Genomic DNA, 12802 nt, shown 5'->3' on the forward strand with positions numbered 1-12802 from the left:
GGCTGGGAGGAGGTCGAGGAAGGCGAAGTGGCCGAGTGGGAAGTGCACGAGAAACGCTGAGTCATCCTCCCCTCAAGACTCGGGGCCGCGGTCCGTCGCCTGACGGGCCGCGGCCCTTTCCGTCAGGAAATGTCGCCGCGTCTTGCCAATAAGGCTGGAACCTGCTAGAAAAATTCGTGTTTTTTTGGATAATGGCTTTTTGCGCACCTTCAGCTGTACGACGGATGACGCGTGAATCTTTTCGAGGAATTCGAGCAGCTTGTCAGGGAGTTTGAAGAAGAGAAGATCGGATACGTCGTGGTCGGGGCCGTCGCGATGGCCTTCCACGCGGAACCGAGATTCACGCAGGATATCGATATTCTGCTCGAACCTGAAGATTTTGCGAAGATGAAAGGGATACTCGAGGTACACGGTTATATGGAATCGGCGCAGCCGTGGACGTTTCAGAGCACGCCTTTGACGCTCCGGCGATTCCTCAAGGTCGAAGGACGCGACCAGATGATCATGGATATCCTTCTGGCAGGAGACGCCAGACATCTGGAAATAATCCGCAACGCCCTCGAAGCTTCCGGCGAGGGATGCACCGTCAGGGTCGCCAGCAGATCGGACCTCATCTGGCTCAAGAAACAAAGAGGTTCGCTGCAGGATCTGGCCGATATCGAGAGGCTGTCGGATGAAGGACGTTGAAACCGTCATGAGACAGCTCAGCAACCTGTACGAGTTCAACAGAAGATTGAAGACGTTCAGGCTGCATGAGCCTCGCTCCGCCGATGTTCGGATTCCGAAGCAAGAGCAGAGCCGTATTTCGCCGAGGCCCCCCCAGGGGTCGGACGCGGCCGACCCCGCGTCCTGAAGTTCAGATCATTCCCGTCTTTTTGAGGGCCTTGGCGGCGAAGAGGCCGCCGACGGCGCCGCCGACGGCCTGGATCACGTTGGCCAGGATCTCGGCTGCCGCGCCCTGCAGGCCGATGTTGGGCATCAGCGTCTCCCCGATGAAATACACGGCGATCATGGCCAGGCCGCCCAGGGCGAGCATGGCGTACTGCGTCGCGCCGCTGCGGCTTGCCGCCAGCGCGGCCAGGGCCCCTTCGGCGCCCTTGGCCAGGAAGGTCAGGGGGGCAAAGACGGCGAAACCGCTCAGGACGTCGGCCAGGGCCGAGCCCACGCCGCAGGCGGCCAGGGCCCAGAGCGCCCCCTGGCGCGGGTTCATGAAGCCCAGCACCAGGCCGCCGAAGACCACGGCCACGTCGCCGACGTTGAAGTAGCCCCGGCTGGGCAGGGGGATGCGCACGAAGAGGGTCGTCAGGCAGGCCAGGGCCGTGATGGACAGGGCGGCGATGCGGATATTTTTCATGGTTCCTTCCTCAGGTGACGGGTTCGGTGGTCAAAAAGCTCCAGGGTCTTCTCGGTCTGCTGGTAGATGCTGATGTAGGCGGCCACGATGACCCCGCAAAGCCGCAGGAACCTTCCGCTGCGGCGGCCGGCGAAGTGCGGCGTCAGGTCCATGAAGAAGCGGTAGCGGTGCAGCAGGGGCGTACATTTTTCCATGACGGCCTTCAAGACGATGGCGTTGCGGCGGGCCCCCGGACGCAGTGGCAGGCCCAAGATGTCGCGGAAGGTGATGGATTCCAGGCCGAGCTTCACGATCAAAAACGAGTTGGGGAAAACGAGGGCCTTGAGCAGGGAGTCGCTCAGCCAGTCTGTGCGGCCCATGAGGCCCGCCCATTGAAAGGCCGCTCCGAAGGCCAGCAGGGAGAGGACGAAGGGCAACACGAAGAGGATCGACCGCCCTGCGGAGCGCAGGCCGCCTCTCCACGCCGCGGCGGTGAGCAATATGGCCAGCAGTGCGGCCTGCAGCTCCATCCGCCCGTACCAGGGGCCGAAGACGAAGAGCCCGAAGAAGGCCGTCAGCAGGCCGAAAATCGTCAGCACTTTCAGGCCGGCCACAATCGCTCCAAGCCGAGGTGAACCTCCGGCCTTCCGGTGTCAGGACGCACGAAGGCCAACTCGAAGCCGCCCGGCAGGTCCGGCCTGACTTCCGGCCTCTCCAGGTGCGAGACCTGCACGACCCAGCCGAAACGTGACAGATTCAGGGCCGTGAACTGGGGGGCGGTCAGGTATTTGTCGAATTCGTCGAGAATGACGACCTCCCTGCAGCCGCCGGCCTCGATCCAGGCCGAGGCCAGGTCGGCCAGCCCCTGCGGCGCTTCGCGGCCCATCAGGGCCAGGGTGGCGCGCATGGTGTTCTGCTGCAGGTCCATGTCTTGGGCCAGGTACAGCAGGCAATGCCGGTCCCGCAGGTTCGGGATGAGTACGTGCTCCAGGAAGGTCGTCTTGCCCGCGCCGTTCTCCCCGCGCAGGCGCAGCCAACTGCCCCGCGGCAGCCGCAGGTCGCGGGCGAGCTCGTAGCGCAGGCCCGCGTGGGGGACGGGGTAGGTTCCGGCGGCGAGTTCAAGCATGGCGGCCTGCCGGTTGCGGTACGTTCCCGACCAGGGTGAAGAGTCCGGCCTCGGGCAGGACGGTCGCGAAGCGGTCCAGGAGAAGCTCCCGGTTGCGCGGCGAGAGGGTTTCGAGGACGTGCACGAGCAGGATGCGCAGGGGCCGGCGCGGCAGCAGCGCCATGAGGGTCAGGCAGCAGATGATGGCCTGCTCCCCGCCGGAATAGGACGAGAGCAGCCGGCCGGGTTCGAGGCGGACGTCGAACAGGGCGCACTCCCGGCCGATGTCCGCGAGGGCTCCATCACCGGCGCCCAGGAGCAGGAGCTCGTCCTCTAGGGTAGTACCGACGAAGAGGTTGTGCATGTCGATGACGCAGTGGTCGCGGCCATGCTCGGCCAGGGTCGAGGCGTTCACGGGCGTCCTGCGCTCTTCGGATTTGTTTTGCTTGACTGGCACGGGCGGTGATGCAATGGACATGCTCCATGATCAAATACAGTATCGAATGCTGGCTCTACAACGATCTCCAGGATCGCTTCCTGTTGCTGCGCTGTCCTGTGACGCACCGTCATGATGAATACTGGCAGCCCGTGACCGGCGGCCGCAACGCCGAGGAACCCTGCGTCGAGGCCTGCCTGCGCGAAGTGGAGGAGGAGACGGGGGTGAAGCTCGCCGCGGAGATGCTCGAAACCGTCATCACGGAATTCTGCTTCTGCATTCCCGAGGCCCGCATCGAACTGCGCAAGCCCGTGTATCTGGCGCGAGTGCGCAGCGAAAAGGTCGTCCTCTCGTCCGAGCACATCGGCTACTACTGGTTCGACGCCGTGGACGTGGAGGGGCACCTGCACTGGGACTCCAACAAGGAATCCTTCCGTCAGGTCCTGGCCTTCACCCGCCGTCAGTTCGCTCCCGCCCCCAGCAATCCTTCCAGATAGGCGACGATCTCGTCGCCGTCCCAGCGGGCCATGCCCGTGTGCCCGAAAACCACCCTGCCCTGGCGGTCGAAGATGTACGTCGTCGGCAGCCCTTCGGCCTGCAGCTCCGGCGGAACGGGCGGGTCGAAGACGTACAGCGGCATGTCGAGTTCCCTGGACATCGGGTGGGCGCGCACTTCGTCCGCGGTCTCGGTGCTGATGCACAGCACCCGCAGGCCGTCGTTCCCCTCGAATTTCTTCCACAGGTTCCGCAGGTACGGCATCTCGGCCCGGCAGGGCGGGCACCACGTGGCCCAGAGGTTCACGACCACGACCTTGCCGCGCAGGTCCGCAAAGGACGTGGCGCGGCCGTCCAGGTCCGAGAAGGTCCCCTGCAGGTCGCCCAGGCGGGTCATGGCCGGGATTTCCGGTTGGCCGGCGTCGGCGTCCACGAAACCGCCCATGATGACCAGGGCCGAAGCGGCTTCCAGCAGAAGCAGGGCGACGGCGGCGAAAAGGGCGCTTAGGGCCGGGTGTTTCGGGATATTCATGCGGTTTCCCCGCCCTGGGTCAGGCCAAGGCTCGTCTTGAGGCTGCTGATTTCACCGGGGCTCAGGTGACGCCATTTCCCGGACGGCAGATCGCCCAGGGTCAATGGGCCCAGCCCCACCCGCTTGAGGCGCAGGATGGTCAGCCCGAGGTCGCGGCACATGCGCCGGATTTGACGGTTGATCCCCTGGCGTAGGGTCATGCGCAGCAGGGTGCCGCCGCTGCGCAGCGTCCTCGCCTCGACATCGACCGGAGCCAGCGTTTCCCCTTCCTCAAGCCGCATGCCCCGGCGCATGACGTTCAGGGCATCCTCCGTCACGGCCTCGCGCACCAGCGCCTCGTAGAGCTTTGGGTGTTCGTGGCTGGGGTGGGTCAGGCGCAGGGTTACCTCGCCGTCGTTGGTCAGCAGCAGCAGCCCTTCGGACATGAAGTCCAGACGCCCTACGGGAAAGAGTCGAAGCCCGCGCAGTTCGCGCGGCAGCAGATCGAGGACCGTCTGACGGCCCTGGGGGTCGCGGACCGTGGTCACCGTATGCGCGGGCTTGTGCAGCATGATGTACACGGGCTCCGCTCCCCGGCCCCCTCTCACGGGCTTGCCGTCGCAGGCCACCTCGTCCCTGCCGGGGACGACCCGCGTGCCGGGTTCGCGCTGGACCGCGCCGTTGACCTTCACCCGGCCGGCCTGGATCAGGGCGTCGGCCCCGCGGCGCGAGGCGATGCCGGCATCGGCCAGGTACTTGTTCAGACGCACTTCACTGTTTTCGGACATGGGCGAAGCAATAGGGAGAAGCCTGCCGCAGGGCAAGCAAAAAGGCGTACGCCTGCCTGCTCAGTCCGTCTTTGCGGCGCGTTTCAGGTCGATATGCTCGGGTTCCTGATGCCGCCCGCCGCGCGTGATGCACAGATCGTGGATGAGGCCGTTGGCGATGGAGTAGATCCAGCCGTGCAGGTAGAGCGAGCGGCCCCGGTCCCACGCCTTGCGCACGATGCTGTTCAGGGCCAGGTTGCGGACCTGCAGCTTGACGTTGAGTTCGCACATGTCGTCCAGGTTCGGGGTCCGGTTGCGCTCCATGAGGTCCTTCACGTTCTCCAGCCAGTGGGCCAGCAGGCCCGGCGTCTGGTCCTTGAGCACGGCATCGATGCCGCCGCAGCCGTAGTGGCCGCAGACGATGATGTGCTTCACCTTGAGCACGTCCACGGCGTACTGCAGGACGCACATGAGGTTGATGTCCGTGTTGATGACCTGGTTGGAGATGTTGCGGTGCACGAAGACCTCGCCCGGCATGACGCCGATGAGCTGGTCCGCGGGCACGCGGCTGTCGGAGCAGCCGATCCACAGGAACTTGGGCTTGTGCTGGCTTTCCAGCTTGCTGAAGAAGCCCGGGATGTTCTTTTCGACATTCTGGGCCCAGATCCGGTTATTGTCGAGCAGCTTTGCTATTTCTTTCATGTCGCTCATCCGTTGGGTGTTGGGGTTTGAGCTGATTGTTTACTCATTTTGTCCGGATCGCGCAATGCGTCTCCCGTACCCGGAAACGATCGGGGCGCGCGGGTGGACCAAAAGCTCGGGTTGGGCTAGACTGGCGGTCCGCCGGCCGGAATCGTCGCCCTGTCCGGCAGCGCCGAACGCCATCCCGAAGGCCGGCGCAGCCCCCTCCACGCCTTTGCACCATGCTCCCTTCCGCCGGCATCGGGCGTGGAACCCGTTCACTTCAATCCCTGTGAGGTTGCAATGAACTTGGACAGTTCACGCTGGTGTGCGCGCACCTTCGCCGCGGAACACGCCGGCATCCTCGACGTGGTCAGGACCGCCGACGACCTCGACGCGGCGCGCAAGGCGCTCTACCTTTTCGTGACCGAGCGTCAGTATCTGATTCTTTTCGACGACCGCGAGCATACCGCCTTCGAGATGACCGTAGCCCGCGACTGTGCCCGCGTTCTGCGCGCGGTCCTGGCCAGAGGTTCCGACGCGCGGGCCGGCTTCAGTGTGGCCCAGGCCCTGTGGGACCTGGCCCGCGGCGTGGAGCGCCCGGACCTGAAGGCCGGCTTTTTCGCCGAGCTGTCGCACCTTTTTCACGGACTGAACGGCACCCCCCTGGGTGTAACCCCTGAACCCTCGACCCTGGACGAGGTCAGCGGGCGCGAGGCGGCCGTGGCCAGGTCCCTTGAACTCGACCGCATCTGGGAGGGCATCGCGCAGGCCATGGCGCGCTACGAATCGGGCCTTGAAGCGGCCTCTTTGGATCGGCGCAGGCAACGCAGACAGGAGCTCCAGACCCTGTTCAACGCATCGGACCCTGAGTGGGAGGACTGGCACTGGCAGGTGCGCAACATCATCGAGGACGCCGAAGGCCTGGCTGCGGCCGTCAACCTGCGCGATGACGAGCGCGCCGCCGTGGAGCGGGCGGTGCGGACGAAGCAGCCCTTCGGGATCACGCCGTATTACGCCTCCCTCATGGACAGCGACCCCGCGATCGGCCGCGACCGGGCCGTGCGCGCCCAGGTCATCCCACCGGCCTCCTACGTGGAGTGCATGGCCGTCCACGGCGACAGCCGGGCCGAGGTCTTCGACTTCATGCGCGAGGCCGACACGTCGCCCGTCGATCTCGTCACGCGGCGCTACCCGGCCATCGTCATCCTCAAGCCCTTCAACACCTGCCCGCAGATCTGCGTCTACTGCCAGCGCAACTGGGAGATCGAGCGGGCCATGGCGCCGGGGGCCATGGCGTCCCGGGCCGACCTGGAGCGCGCCGTGGGGTGGATCCGGCGGCACCCGGCCATCAAGGAGGTCCTGGTCACGGGCGGCGACCCGCTGGCCATGGGCGACGGGCCCCTAAAGCGCATCCTGAAAAGCGTCGCGGACATCCCCCACGTGGAACTCATCCGCATCGGCACGCGTACGCCCGTGACCCTGCCCATGCGCATCACCTCGGATCTGGCCCGCATGGTCGGTTCCTTCCGCGAGCCGGGTGTGCGCGACGTCTGCCTGGTCACCCACGTGGAACATGTCTCGGAAGTGACGCCTGAGTTCGTGGCCGCCGTGGACAGGCTCAAACGGCAGGGGGTGAGCGTCTACAACCAGCTCGTCTTCACGTTTTACGTCTCCCGGCGTTTCGAGGCCGCGGCCCTGCGGCGCCTCCTGCGCAGATGCGGGGTGGAACCCTATTACACCTTCGCGCCCAAGGGCAAGGAGGAGACAGAAGCCTACCGCGTGCCCATCGCCCGCATCCTGCAGGAGCAGCAGGAGGAGGCGCGCCTGCTGCCGGGCATGCGCCGCACCGACGCGCCCGTCTTCAACGTGCCGGGCTTGGGCAAGAACCATCTGCGCGCCGCGCAGAACCGCGACGTGGTGTCCATCCTGCCCGACGGCTCGCGGGTCTACGAGTTCCACCCGTGGGAGAAGAACATCGTCGAGCGCGACTCCTACATCGGGCAGGACGTGCCGATACTGACGTACCTCGAACGCATGGCCGACTGCGGCGAGGACCCGGACGAGTATTCGAGCATCTGGTACTATTATTAGGGCGAAAAAAAGCCTCCCCGGTGAAGGGGAGGCATGAGGGTCCGATAACGGTACGGGGTTTTAACGTGGGCCTTGAAAGGCATGGATCCCCCGATGCGACCTGAACCCATCGACGCTATTCGGCCATGACGAACTTGCCGCCCTTGACCTGGACCATGACCATGGAGTCCACTCCCAGGCCGTTGTGGTCCTCGGGGGTCAGGTTGTAGATGCCCGATATTCCGACATAACCCTTTGTCTGCTCGATGGCCGCGCGCAGCGCCTCGGGCTCGGTGCCGGCCTTCTCGATGCCCTTGACGACGAGCATGATGGCGTCCCAAGCGTAGCCCGAGTGGGTGTTGATGGGGAACTGCTTGGCGTAGCCCTTCTCGGTGTAGAGCTTGATGAATTCCTGGATGACGGCCTTCTGCGGGTCCGTGTCCGGCAGTTCGTCCGCGACCATGAGCTTGGTGGCGGGCATGCGGTTGCCCTCGGAGGCCGGGCCGGCCAGTTCGACGTACTTGGGGTCCGGCAGGCCGTGGCACTGGAAGAGGGGCAGGTCGATGCCGAGCTGGGCCACGTTCTTGGCCGTGATGGCGCCGGCCGGGCCGGTGGTCCAGACCACGAGGGCCTGGGGCGCGGCGTTCTTGGCCTTGGTCAGCTGGGCGGTCATGTCCGTGTCGCGGGCGCCGAAGGATTCCTTGATGAGGATCTCTATGCCGAACTCGGGTCCGAGCTGCTCCATCCAGCGCAGGCCGTCCTTGCCGAAGCCGTCGTCGGCCGAGAGCAGGGCGATCTTGGTCAGCCCTTTGTCCTTCAAATAGGTGAAGAGACGCTTGACCGCGATTTCCGAGCGCTGGGGGGACTTGAAGACCCAGTCGAAGGGGCCGAACTTGCCGCCCATGATGACCGGGTCGCCGCCCACGGTCATGACCGTGGGCGTCTTGCCGTCGTGGACGATCTTTTTCACGTTCATGCCCGTGTCCGTCAGCGTCGGCCCGATGATGGCCACGACCTTGTCCTTGTGGATGAACTTGGTGGCGATATTGGCCGCCTTGGCCGGGTCGCCCTCGGTGTCGGCGACGATCAGCTCGATCTTCTTGCCGCCGATGCCGCCCTCGGCGTTGATCTTCTCCACGAGCATTTCCGCCACCAGCTTGCTCGGCGTGCCGATGAAGGACGCGCGGCCCGACAGGTCGAAGAACCCGCCCAGCTTGATGGTGTCCTCGGCCAGGGCCGGGGCGGCCAGCAGCATGAGGCCGGCCAGAAGTCCTATAATCCTGCGCATGTCGTCTCTCCTCTGGAAAATGGTTGTTGCCGTTGTGGGAACGCCCTTGAAATTACACGATCTCGTCCTGGATGCGGCTGTCGAAGACCCGCTGGCTCTTGCGCTCCGAGCGGGGGAGGCTGCCGTAGTCCACGATGTCCAGATCCACGGAAACCATGAGCTGTCGCTTGATCTGATGCACGGCCTCGTGGGCCATTTCCGGCGCGCGGGACGCCCCTACGCCCTCGGCCCGCTCCACCACCAGGCGCAGGTTGTCGCGCCCGCCCTCGCCGCGGGTCAGGTGGATCTGGTACTCTGAGCCCAGTCCCGGCACGGCCGAAAGGATGGTGTCGATGGAACTGGGGTAGATGTTCACGCCGCGGAACTTGATGGTGTCGTCGGAGCGGCCCTTGATGCGCGAGTGGCGGGGCATGACGCTGCCGCAGGTGCAGGGGCCGGGGATGATGCGCGTGATGTCGCGGGTGCGGTAGCGGATGAGCGGGGCGCCCTCCTTGCACAGGGACGTGACGACCATCTCGCCCCATTCGCCGTCGGGCAGGGGCGTGAGCGTCTCGGGGTCCAGGATCTCCAGGAGATAGTAGTCCGACCAGTAGTGGATGCAGTCGTGGTCCGGGCATTCGATGCCGACGCCTGGGCCGTAGAGCTCCGTCAGGCCGGTGATGTCGAAGAGTTCGGCCCCGCCGAAGAGCTCCGAGATCTTCTTGCGCATGGAGCGGCTGGAGCGTTCGGAGCCGTAGATGATCTTCTTCACGGCGATCTTGTCGGCGATGCCGCGCTTGTGGATCTCCTCTGCCATCAACAGGGCCATGGAGGCCGTGGAGCAGAAGACCGTGGACTGGAAGTCGAGCAGGAACTGGATCTGCATGTCGATGTTGCCCGGTCCCACAGGCACGGCCAGGGCCCCGACCCTCTCGCAGCCGAGCTGGAAGCCCATGCCTGCGGTCCACACGCCGTAGCCCACGGCGATCTGCACGCGGTCCAGGGGCGTGACGCCGGCCGTCTGGTAGCAACGGGCGAACATGGAGATCCAGTCGTCGAGGTCCTTCTGGGTGTAGCACAGGACCTTGCGCTTGCCCGTGGTGCCGGAGCTTGCGTGCACGCGCACGAGCTGCTCGAAGGGCACGCTCTTCAGGGGGAACGGGTAGCCGTCGCGCAGGTCCTCGGTGGTGGTGAAGGGCAGGCGGCGCAGGTCGTCCAGGCTCTGGATTGCGTCGGGCGTGACGCCGGCGGCCTCGAGCTTGGCGCGGTATGCGGGCGAGCCTTCGTAGGCGTGGCGCACGGTCCACTGCAGCCCTTTGAGCTGGTGGGCCTGGAGGTCCTCGGCGGAGGCGAAGGCGGGCATGAAATCGGTCTGCATGGGTGTTTTCTCCAGTCGGATATTGGTCAGTCCGGCCGCGCCGAGGCGGCTGGCCGAGGGGTTGTCGTGGCTGGCCGCGCCGAGGAAGGCGGCGCGCAGGGCCGGGTCAAGGAGCAGGTCGCGGCTCTTGCCCTGTTCGACGATCCTGCCGCCGGCCAGCAGGAAGGCGGTGTCCGAGGCCGACAGGGCCCGGGCGGCGTTCTGTTCGACGACGAGGATGGTCGTGCCGGCGCGGGCCAGCTGGTGGATGATGGCGAAAATCTCGTCGGTGACGATGGGCGCCAGGCCCAGGCTCGGCTCGTCCAGGAGCAGCAGGCGGGGCCTCGCCATCAGCGCCCGGCCCATGGCCAGCATCTGCTGTTCGCCGCCCGAAAGGGTGCCGGCCAGCTGTGCGCGGCGCTGGCTCAGCTTGGGGAAGCGGGCGAAGACCTCGTCCATGCGCCGTTTCTCCTCGGCCTTGGGCAGGCTCAGAGGGATGGCCCCGAGCTGGAGGTTCTCCAGGACCGGCAGGTCGGCGAAGACCTCGCGGCCTTCGGGCGACATGGCCAGCCCCAGGCGGACCATGCGCGCCGGCGTGGCGCCGGTCACGGGTTTGCCGTCGAGAAGGATCTCGCCGCCCGAGGGCTTGAGCAGACCCATGATGCACTTCAGAAGGGTGCTCTTGCCTGCGCCGTTGGCCCCGACCAGGGCCACGGTCTGCCCGGCCTCGACGGCCATGTCGATGCCGAAGAGGGCCTGGGCCGCGCCGTAGTGGGCCGTCAGATTTTTTATGGTCAGCATCAGGCCGTGGCCTCCATTCGTCCGAGATAGGCTTCGAGCACCAGCGGGTTGCGGCGGACTTCGTCGGCCGTGCCCGTGGCGATGCATTTTCCGCTGTCGAGGACCACGACCAGGTCGGCGATGTTCATGACCAGGTCCATGTCGTGCTCCACCAGCAGGATGGTGTGTCCGGCCCGGCGCAGGTTGCGGAGCTGGTCGCCCACGGCGGCCGTCTCCTCGGCGTTGAGGCCGGCCACGGGTTCGTCCAGAAGCAGGAGCTTGGGGCGGCCGACGATGGCCCGGGCCAGCTCCACGCGCTTCTTGTCGCCGTAAGCCAGGACCCCGGCCGGCCAGGAGGCCTTGTCGGCCAGTCCGAAGGCGTCCATGGCCTCCAGGGCCCGCAGCCGCAGTTGCCGTTCGCGGTGGCGCAGGTACGGCAGGCGCAGCATGGCCATGAGCATGGAGCCACCGGCCTCGCAGGTCAGGCCCGTGAGCACGTTGTCCAGGACCGAGAGGCGCGGGAAGAGCCGCAGGTTCTGGAAGGTGCGGTGGATGCCCAGGCGCGTGACCTTGTGGGCCGGCAGCCCGGCGATGTCCGAGCCCTGGAAGAGGACGGCGCCGCTCGTGGGCGGGTTGACCCCCGTGATGCAGTTGATGAGCGTGCTCTTGCCCGCGCCGTTGGGACCGATGAGGGCCGTCAGGCGTCCCATGGGCGCGCCGAAGCTCACGTCCTGCAGGGCGGGCAGGCCGCCGAAATTCTTGCCTACGCCCTCAAGCCGCAGCATGACCGCGCCTCCTCAGGGCCAGGCGGACCCGGACCATGTCCGTCAGGCCCGTGATCAGGCCCTGGGGCAGGAACATGAGGACCAGCACGAGGATGCCGCCGTGCACGAAGTCCTTGTAGGTGTCGAAGAACTCTACCCACTCGGGCATGAGCGTCAGGAAGGCTGCGCCGAAGACCGAGCCCCAGATGGAGCCCATGCCGCCGATGACGACCATGATGACGAAGTCCGTGGAGGCGAAGATGCCGAAGGTGTCGGGACTGACGTAGGCGTAGCAGTGGGCGAAGAGGCTGCCGGCCAGGGAGGCCAGCACGGCCGAAAGCACGAAGACCTTGACCTTGGTGGCCCGCGTGTCGACGCCCAGGCAGGCGGCGGCCGTTTCGTCCCCGGCCAGGGCGGCCATGCCCCGTCCCACGCCGCTGCGCACGAGGTTCAGGCACAGCAGCAGGCAGGCCATGGCGAAGCTCCACAGCAGGTAGTGCAGGCTGACGGGGTCGTCGACGCTCGCGCCCGGCACCGAAAGGCTCGGGATGCCGGCGAAGCCGCTGGGTCCGCCCGTGACATCGTCCCACTGCAGCAGCACCGTGTGCACGACGTAGTTGAGGCCCAGCGTGGCCATGGCCAGGTAGTGGCCCGAGAGGCGCAGCACCGGGATGCCCACGGCCAGGGCCACCACGGCCACGAGGGCGGCGACCAGGAACATGGCGGACCAGGGTGGCAGTCCGAAGGTCACGGTGGCCACGGCCGAACCGTAGGCGCCCAGGCCGAAGAAGGCCGCGTGGCCGAGGGATATCTGGCCCGTGTAGCCGATGAACAGGTTCAGGCCCAGGACCACGATGGCGTTGATGGCGATGAGGTTGGTCAGGCCCAGGGTGTAGGGGTTGTCCTCGACGAGGGGGAAGAGCAGCAGTGCCGCGGCCATGAGCGTCACTGCCAGGCCGGTGCGGTGGAGGGTCAGGAAGTAGAGGAACTGTTGTCTGCCGGTCATGGAAATCCTTATTGCCGGTCATCGGCCGGGTGGGCCGTCGGGTGCGGCGGTGCCGGGAAAGTATAATCGATTTGGCCGGGGGTAAAGTCCGGAGATGCTTGTTCTATGGAGAAGGACCCAGCCTGCCGAGGAATGTTGTGCGTTTACTCTCAGTTTGCCGGACCGGGTTCTGTCGGGAAGAAAAGGCATGGATTCCCGCGAAGGCGGGAATCCATCTTCAAACTTCC

14 protein-coding genes are annotated in these 12802 nt (G+C 66.0%); 3 read left to right on the forward strand and 11 right to left on the reverse strand.

The genetic code is table 11. From position 1 onward, the window contains the following. Positions 1-231: 231 nt before the first annotated feature. Positions 232-687, forward strand: coding sequence for a nucleotidyltransferase family protein (locus G394_RS0114795; protein WP_028578326.1), 456 nt, complete (start codon positions 232-234; stop codon positions 685-687). Positions 688-856: 169 nt separating this feature from the next. Here the strand turns inward: G394_RS0114795 and G394_RS0114805 are convergent, their stop codons facing one another. From G394_RS0114805 to G394_RS0114820, 4 genes are read right to left on the reverse strand one after another with little or no spacing between them, the layout of a single operon-like run. Continuing rightward, positions 857-1354, reverse strand: a complete 498-nt coding sequence (locus G394_RS0114805; RefSeq protein ID WP_028578328.1) for an ECF transporter S component — start codon at positions 1352-1354, stop codon at positions 857-859. Beyond that, entirely contained in the window at positions 1351-1947 is a 597-nt protein-coding gene (locus G394_RS0114810; protein WP_028578329.1) for a hypothetical protein, read from the reverse strand. Before G394_RS0114810 ends, G394_RS0114805 begins: the two co-directional genes overlap by 4 nt. Then, positions 1935-2459 carry a P-loop NTPase family protein gene (locus G394_RS0114815; RefSeq protein WP_028578330.1) on the reverse strand — a complete coding sequence of 175 codons (525 nt, stop codon included), beginning with the start codon at positions 2457-2459 and terminating at the stop codon, positions 1935-1937. The genes G394_RS0114810 and G394_RS0114815 overlap by 13 nt, the downstream gene beginning before the upstream one ends. Beyond that, a complete protein-coding gene (locus tag G394_RS0114820) occupies positions 2452-2895 on the reverse strand; it encodes a hypothetical protein (RefSeq protein WP_043776167.1) in 444 nt (147 codons plus the stop codon). The genes G394_RS0114815 and G394_RS0114820 overlap by 8 nt, the downstream gene beginning before the upstream one ends. Positions 2896-2921: 26 nt before the next feature. Between G394_RS0114820 and G394_RS0114825 the strand changes: the two genes are divergently transcribed. Continuing rightward, on the forward strand, positions 2922-3371 hold the full coding sequence (locus G394_RS0114825; RefSeq protein WP_028578332.1) for an NUDIX hydrolase: 450 nt from the start codon (positions 2922-2924) through the stop codon (positions 3369-3371). Here the strand turns inward: G394_RS0114825 and G394_RS19445 are convergent. Genes G394_RS19445 through G394_RS0114840 form a run of 3 tightly spaced genes read right to left on the reverse strand, consistent with a single transcriptional unit; the run spans position 3335 to position 5349 of the window. Next, positions 3335-3901, reverse strand: a complete 567-nt coding sequence (locus tag G394_RS19445) for a TlpA family protein disulfide reductase (RefSeq protein ID WP_051307230.1) — start codon at positions 3899-3901, stop codon at positions 3335-3337. The genes G394_RS0114825 and G394_RS19445 overlap by 37 nt on opposite strands. Continuing rightward, on the reverse strand, positions 3898-4668 hold the full coding sequence (locus G394_RS0114835) for a pseudouridine synthase (protein WP_043776168.1): 771 nt from the start codon (positions 4666-4668) through the stop codon (positions 3898-3900). Before G394_RS0114835 ends, G394_RS19445 begins: the two co-directional genes overlap by 4 nt. A gap of 60 nt (positions 4669-4728) precedes the next feature. Further along, positions 4729-5349, reverse strand: coding sequence for a carbonic anhydrase (locus G394_RS0114840; RefSeq protein WP_028578334.1), 621 nt, complete (start codon positions 5347-5349; stop codon positions 4729-4731). A 282-nt stretch (positions 5350-5631) separates the two neighbouring features. Here G394_RS0114840 and G394_RS0114845 point away from each other — a divergent pair, with 282 nt between their 5' ends. Then, complete coding sequence (locus G394_RS0114845; protein ID WP_051307231.1) at positions 5632-7422, forward strand: KamA family radical SAM protein; 1791 nt, start codon at positions 5632-5634, stop codon at positions 7420-7422. 115 nt (positions 7423-7537) lie between these two features. Here the strand turns inward: G394_RS0114845 and G394_RS0114850 are convergent, their stop codons facing one another. From G394_RS0114850 to G394_RS0114865, 4 genes are read right to left on the reverse strand one after another with little or no spacing between them, the layout of a single operon-like run. After that, entirely contained in the window at positions 7538-8689 is a 1152-nt protein-coding gene (locus G394_RS0114850; protein WP_028578336.1) for an ABC transporter substrate-binding protein, read from the reverse strand. Positions 8690-8741: 52 nt separating this feature from the next. After that, positions 8742-10826 carry an ATP-binding cassette domain-containing protein gene (locus tag G394_RS21790; protein WP_084435721.1) on the reverse strand — a complete coding sequence of 695 codons (2085 nt, stop codon included), beginning with the start codon at positions 10824-10826 and terminating at the stop codon, positions 8742-8744. Further along, complete coding sequence (locus G394_RS0114860) at positions 10826-11590, reverse strand: ABC transporter ATP-binding protein (protein ID WP_028578338.1); 765 nt, start codon at positions 11588-11590, stop codon at positions 10826-10828. Before G394_RS0114860 ends, G394_RS21790 begins: the two co-directional genes overlap by 1 nt. Further along, the gene (locus tag G394_RS0114865; protein WP_028578339.1) at positions 11577-12575 is read right to left on the reverse strand and encodes a branched-chain amino acid ABC transporter permease; all 999 of its coding nucleotides are present in this window, start codon (positions 12573-12575) and stop codon (positions 11577-11579) included. Before G394_RS0114865 ends, G394_RS0114860 begins: the two co-directional genes overlap by 14 nt. Positions 12576-12802 lie beyond the last annotated feature (227 nt).

The organism is Desulfomicrobium escambiense DSM 10707, from assembly GCF_000428825.1.
In the GTDB taxonomy this organism is placed as follows: Bacteria; Desulfobacterota; Desulfovibrionia; order Desulfovibrionales; family Desulfomicrobiaceae; genus Desulfomicrobium; species Desulfomicrobium escambiense.

Bases quoted from the DNA above. Each gene is read 5' to 3' on its own strand.
- G394_RS0114805 (WP_028578328.1), bottom strand. From the start codon at position 1,354: ATGAAAAATATCCGCATCGCCGCCCTGTCCATCACGGCCCTGGCCTGC.
- G394_RS0114815 (WP_028578330.1), bottom strand. From the start codon at position 2,459: ATGCTTGAACTCGCCGCCGGAACCTACCCCGTCCCCCACGCGGGCCTG.
- G394_RS0114825 (WP_028578332.1), top strand. From the start codon at position 2,922: ATGATCAAATACAGTATCGAATGCTGGCTCTACAACGATCTCCAGGAT.
- G394_RS19445 (WP_051307230.1), bottom strand. From the start codon at position 3,901: ATGAATATCCCGAAACACCCGGCCCTAAGCGCCCTTTTCGCCGCCGTC.
- G394_RS0114835 (WP_043776168.1), bottom strand. From the start codon at position 4,668: ATGTCCGAAAACAGTGAAGTGCGTCTGAACAAGTACCTGGCCGATGCC.
- G394_RS0114840 (WP_028578334.1), bottom strand. From the start codon at position 5,349: ATGAAAGAAATAGCAAAGCTGCTCGACAATAACCGGATCTGGGCCCAG.
- G394_RS0114845 (WP_051307231.1), top strand. From the start codon at position 5,632: ATGAACTTGGACAGTTCACGCTGGTGTGCGCGCACCTTCGCCGCGGAA.
- G394_RS0114850 (WP_028578336.1), bottom strand. From the start codon at position 8,689: ATGCGCAGGATTATAGGACTTCTGGCCGGCCTCATGCTGCTGGCCGCC.
- G394_RS21790 (WP_084435721.1), bottom strand. From the start codon at position 10,826: ATGCTGACCATAAAAAATCTGACGGCCCACTACGGCGCGGCCCAGGCC.
- G394_RS0114860 (WP_028578338.1), bottom strand. From the start codon at position 11,590: ATGCTGCGGCTTGAGGGCGTAGGCAAGAATTTCGGCGGCCTGCCCGCC.
- G394_RS0114865 (WP_028578339.1), bottom strand. From the start codon at position 12,575: ATGACCGGCAGACAACAGTTCCTCTACTTCCTGACCCTCCACCGCACC.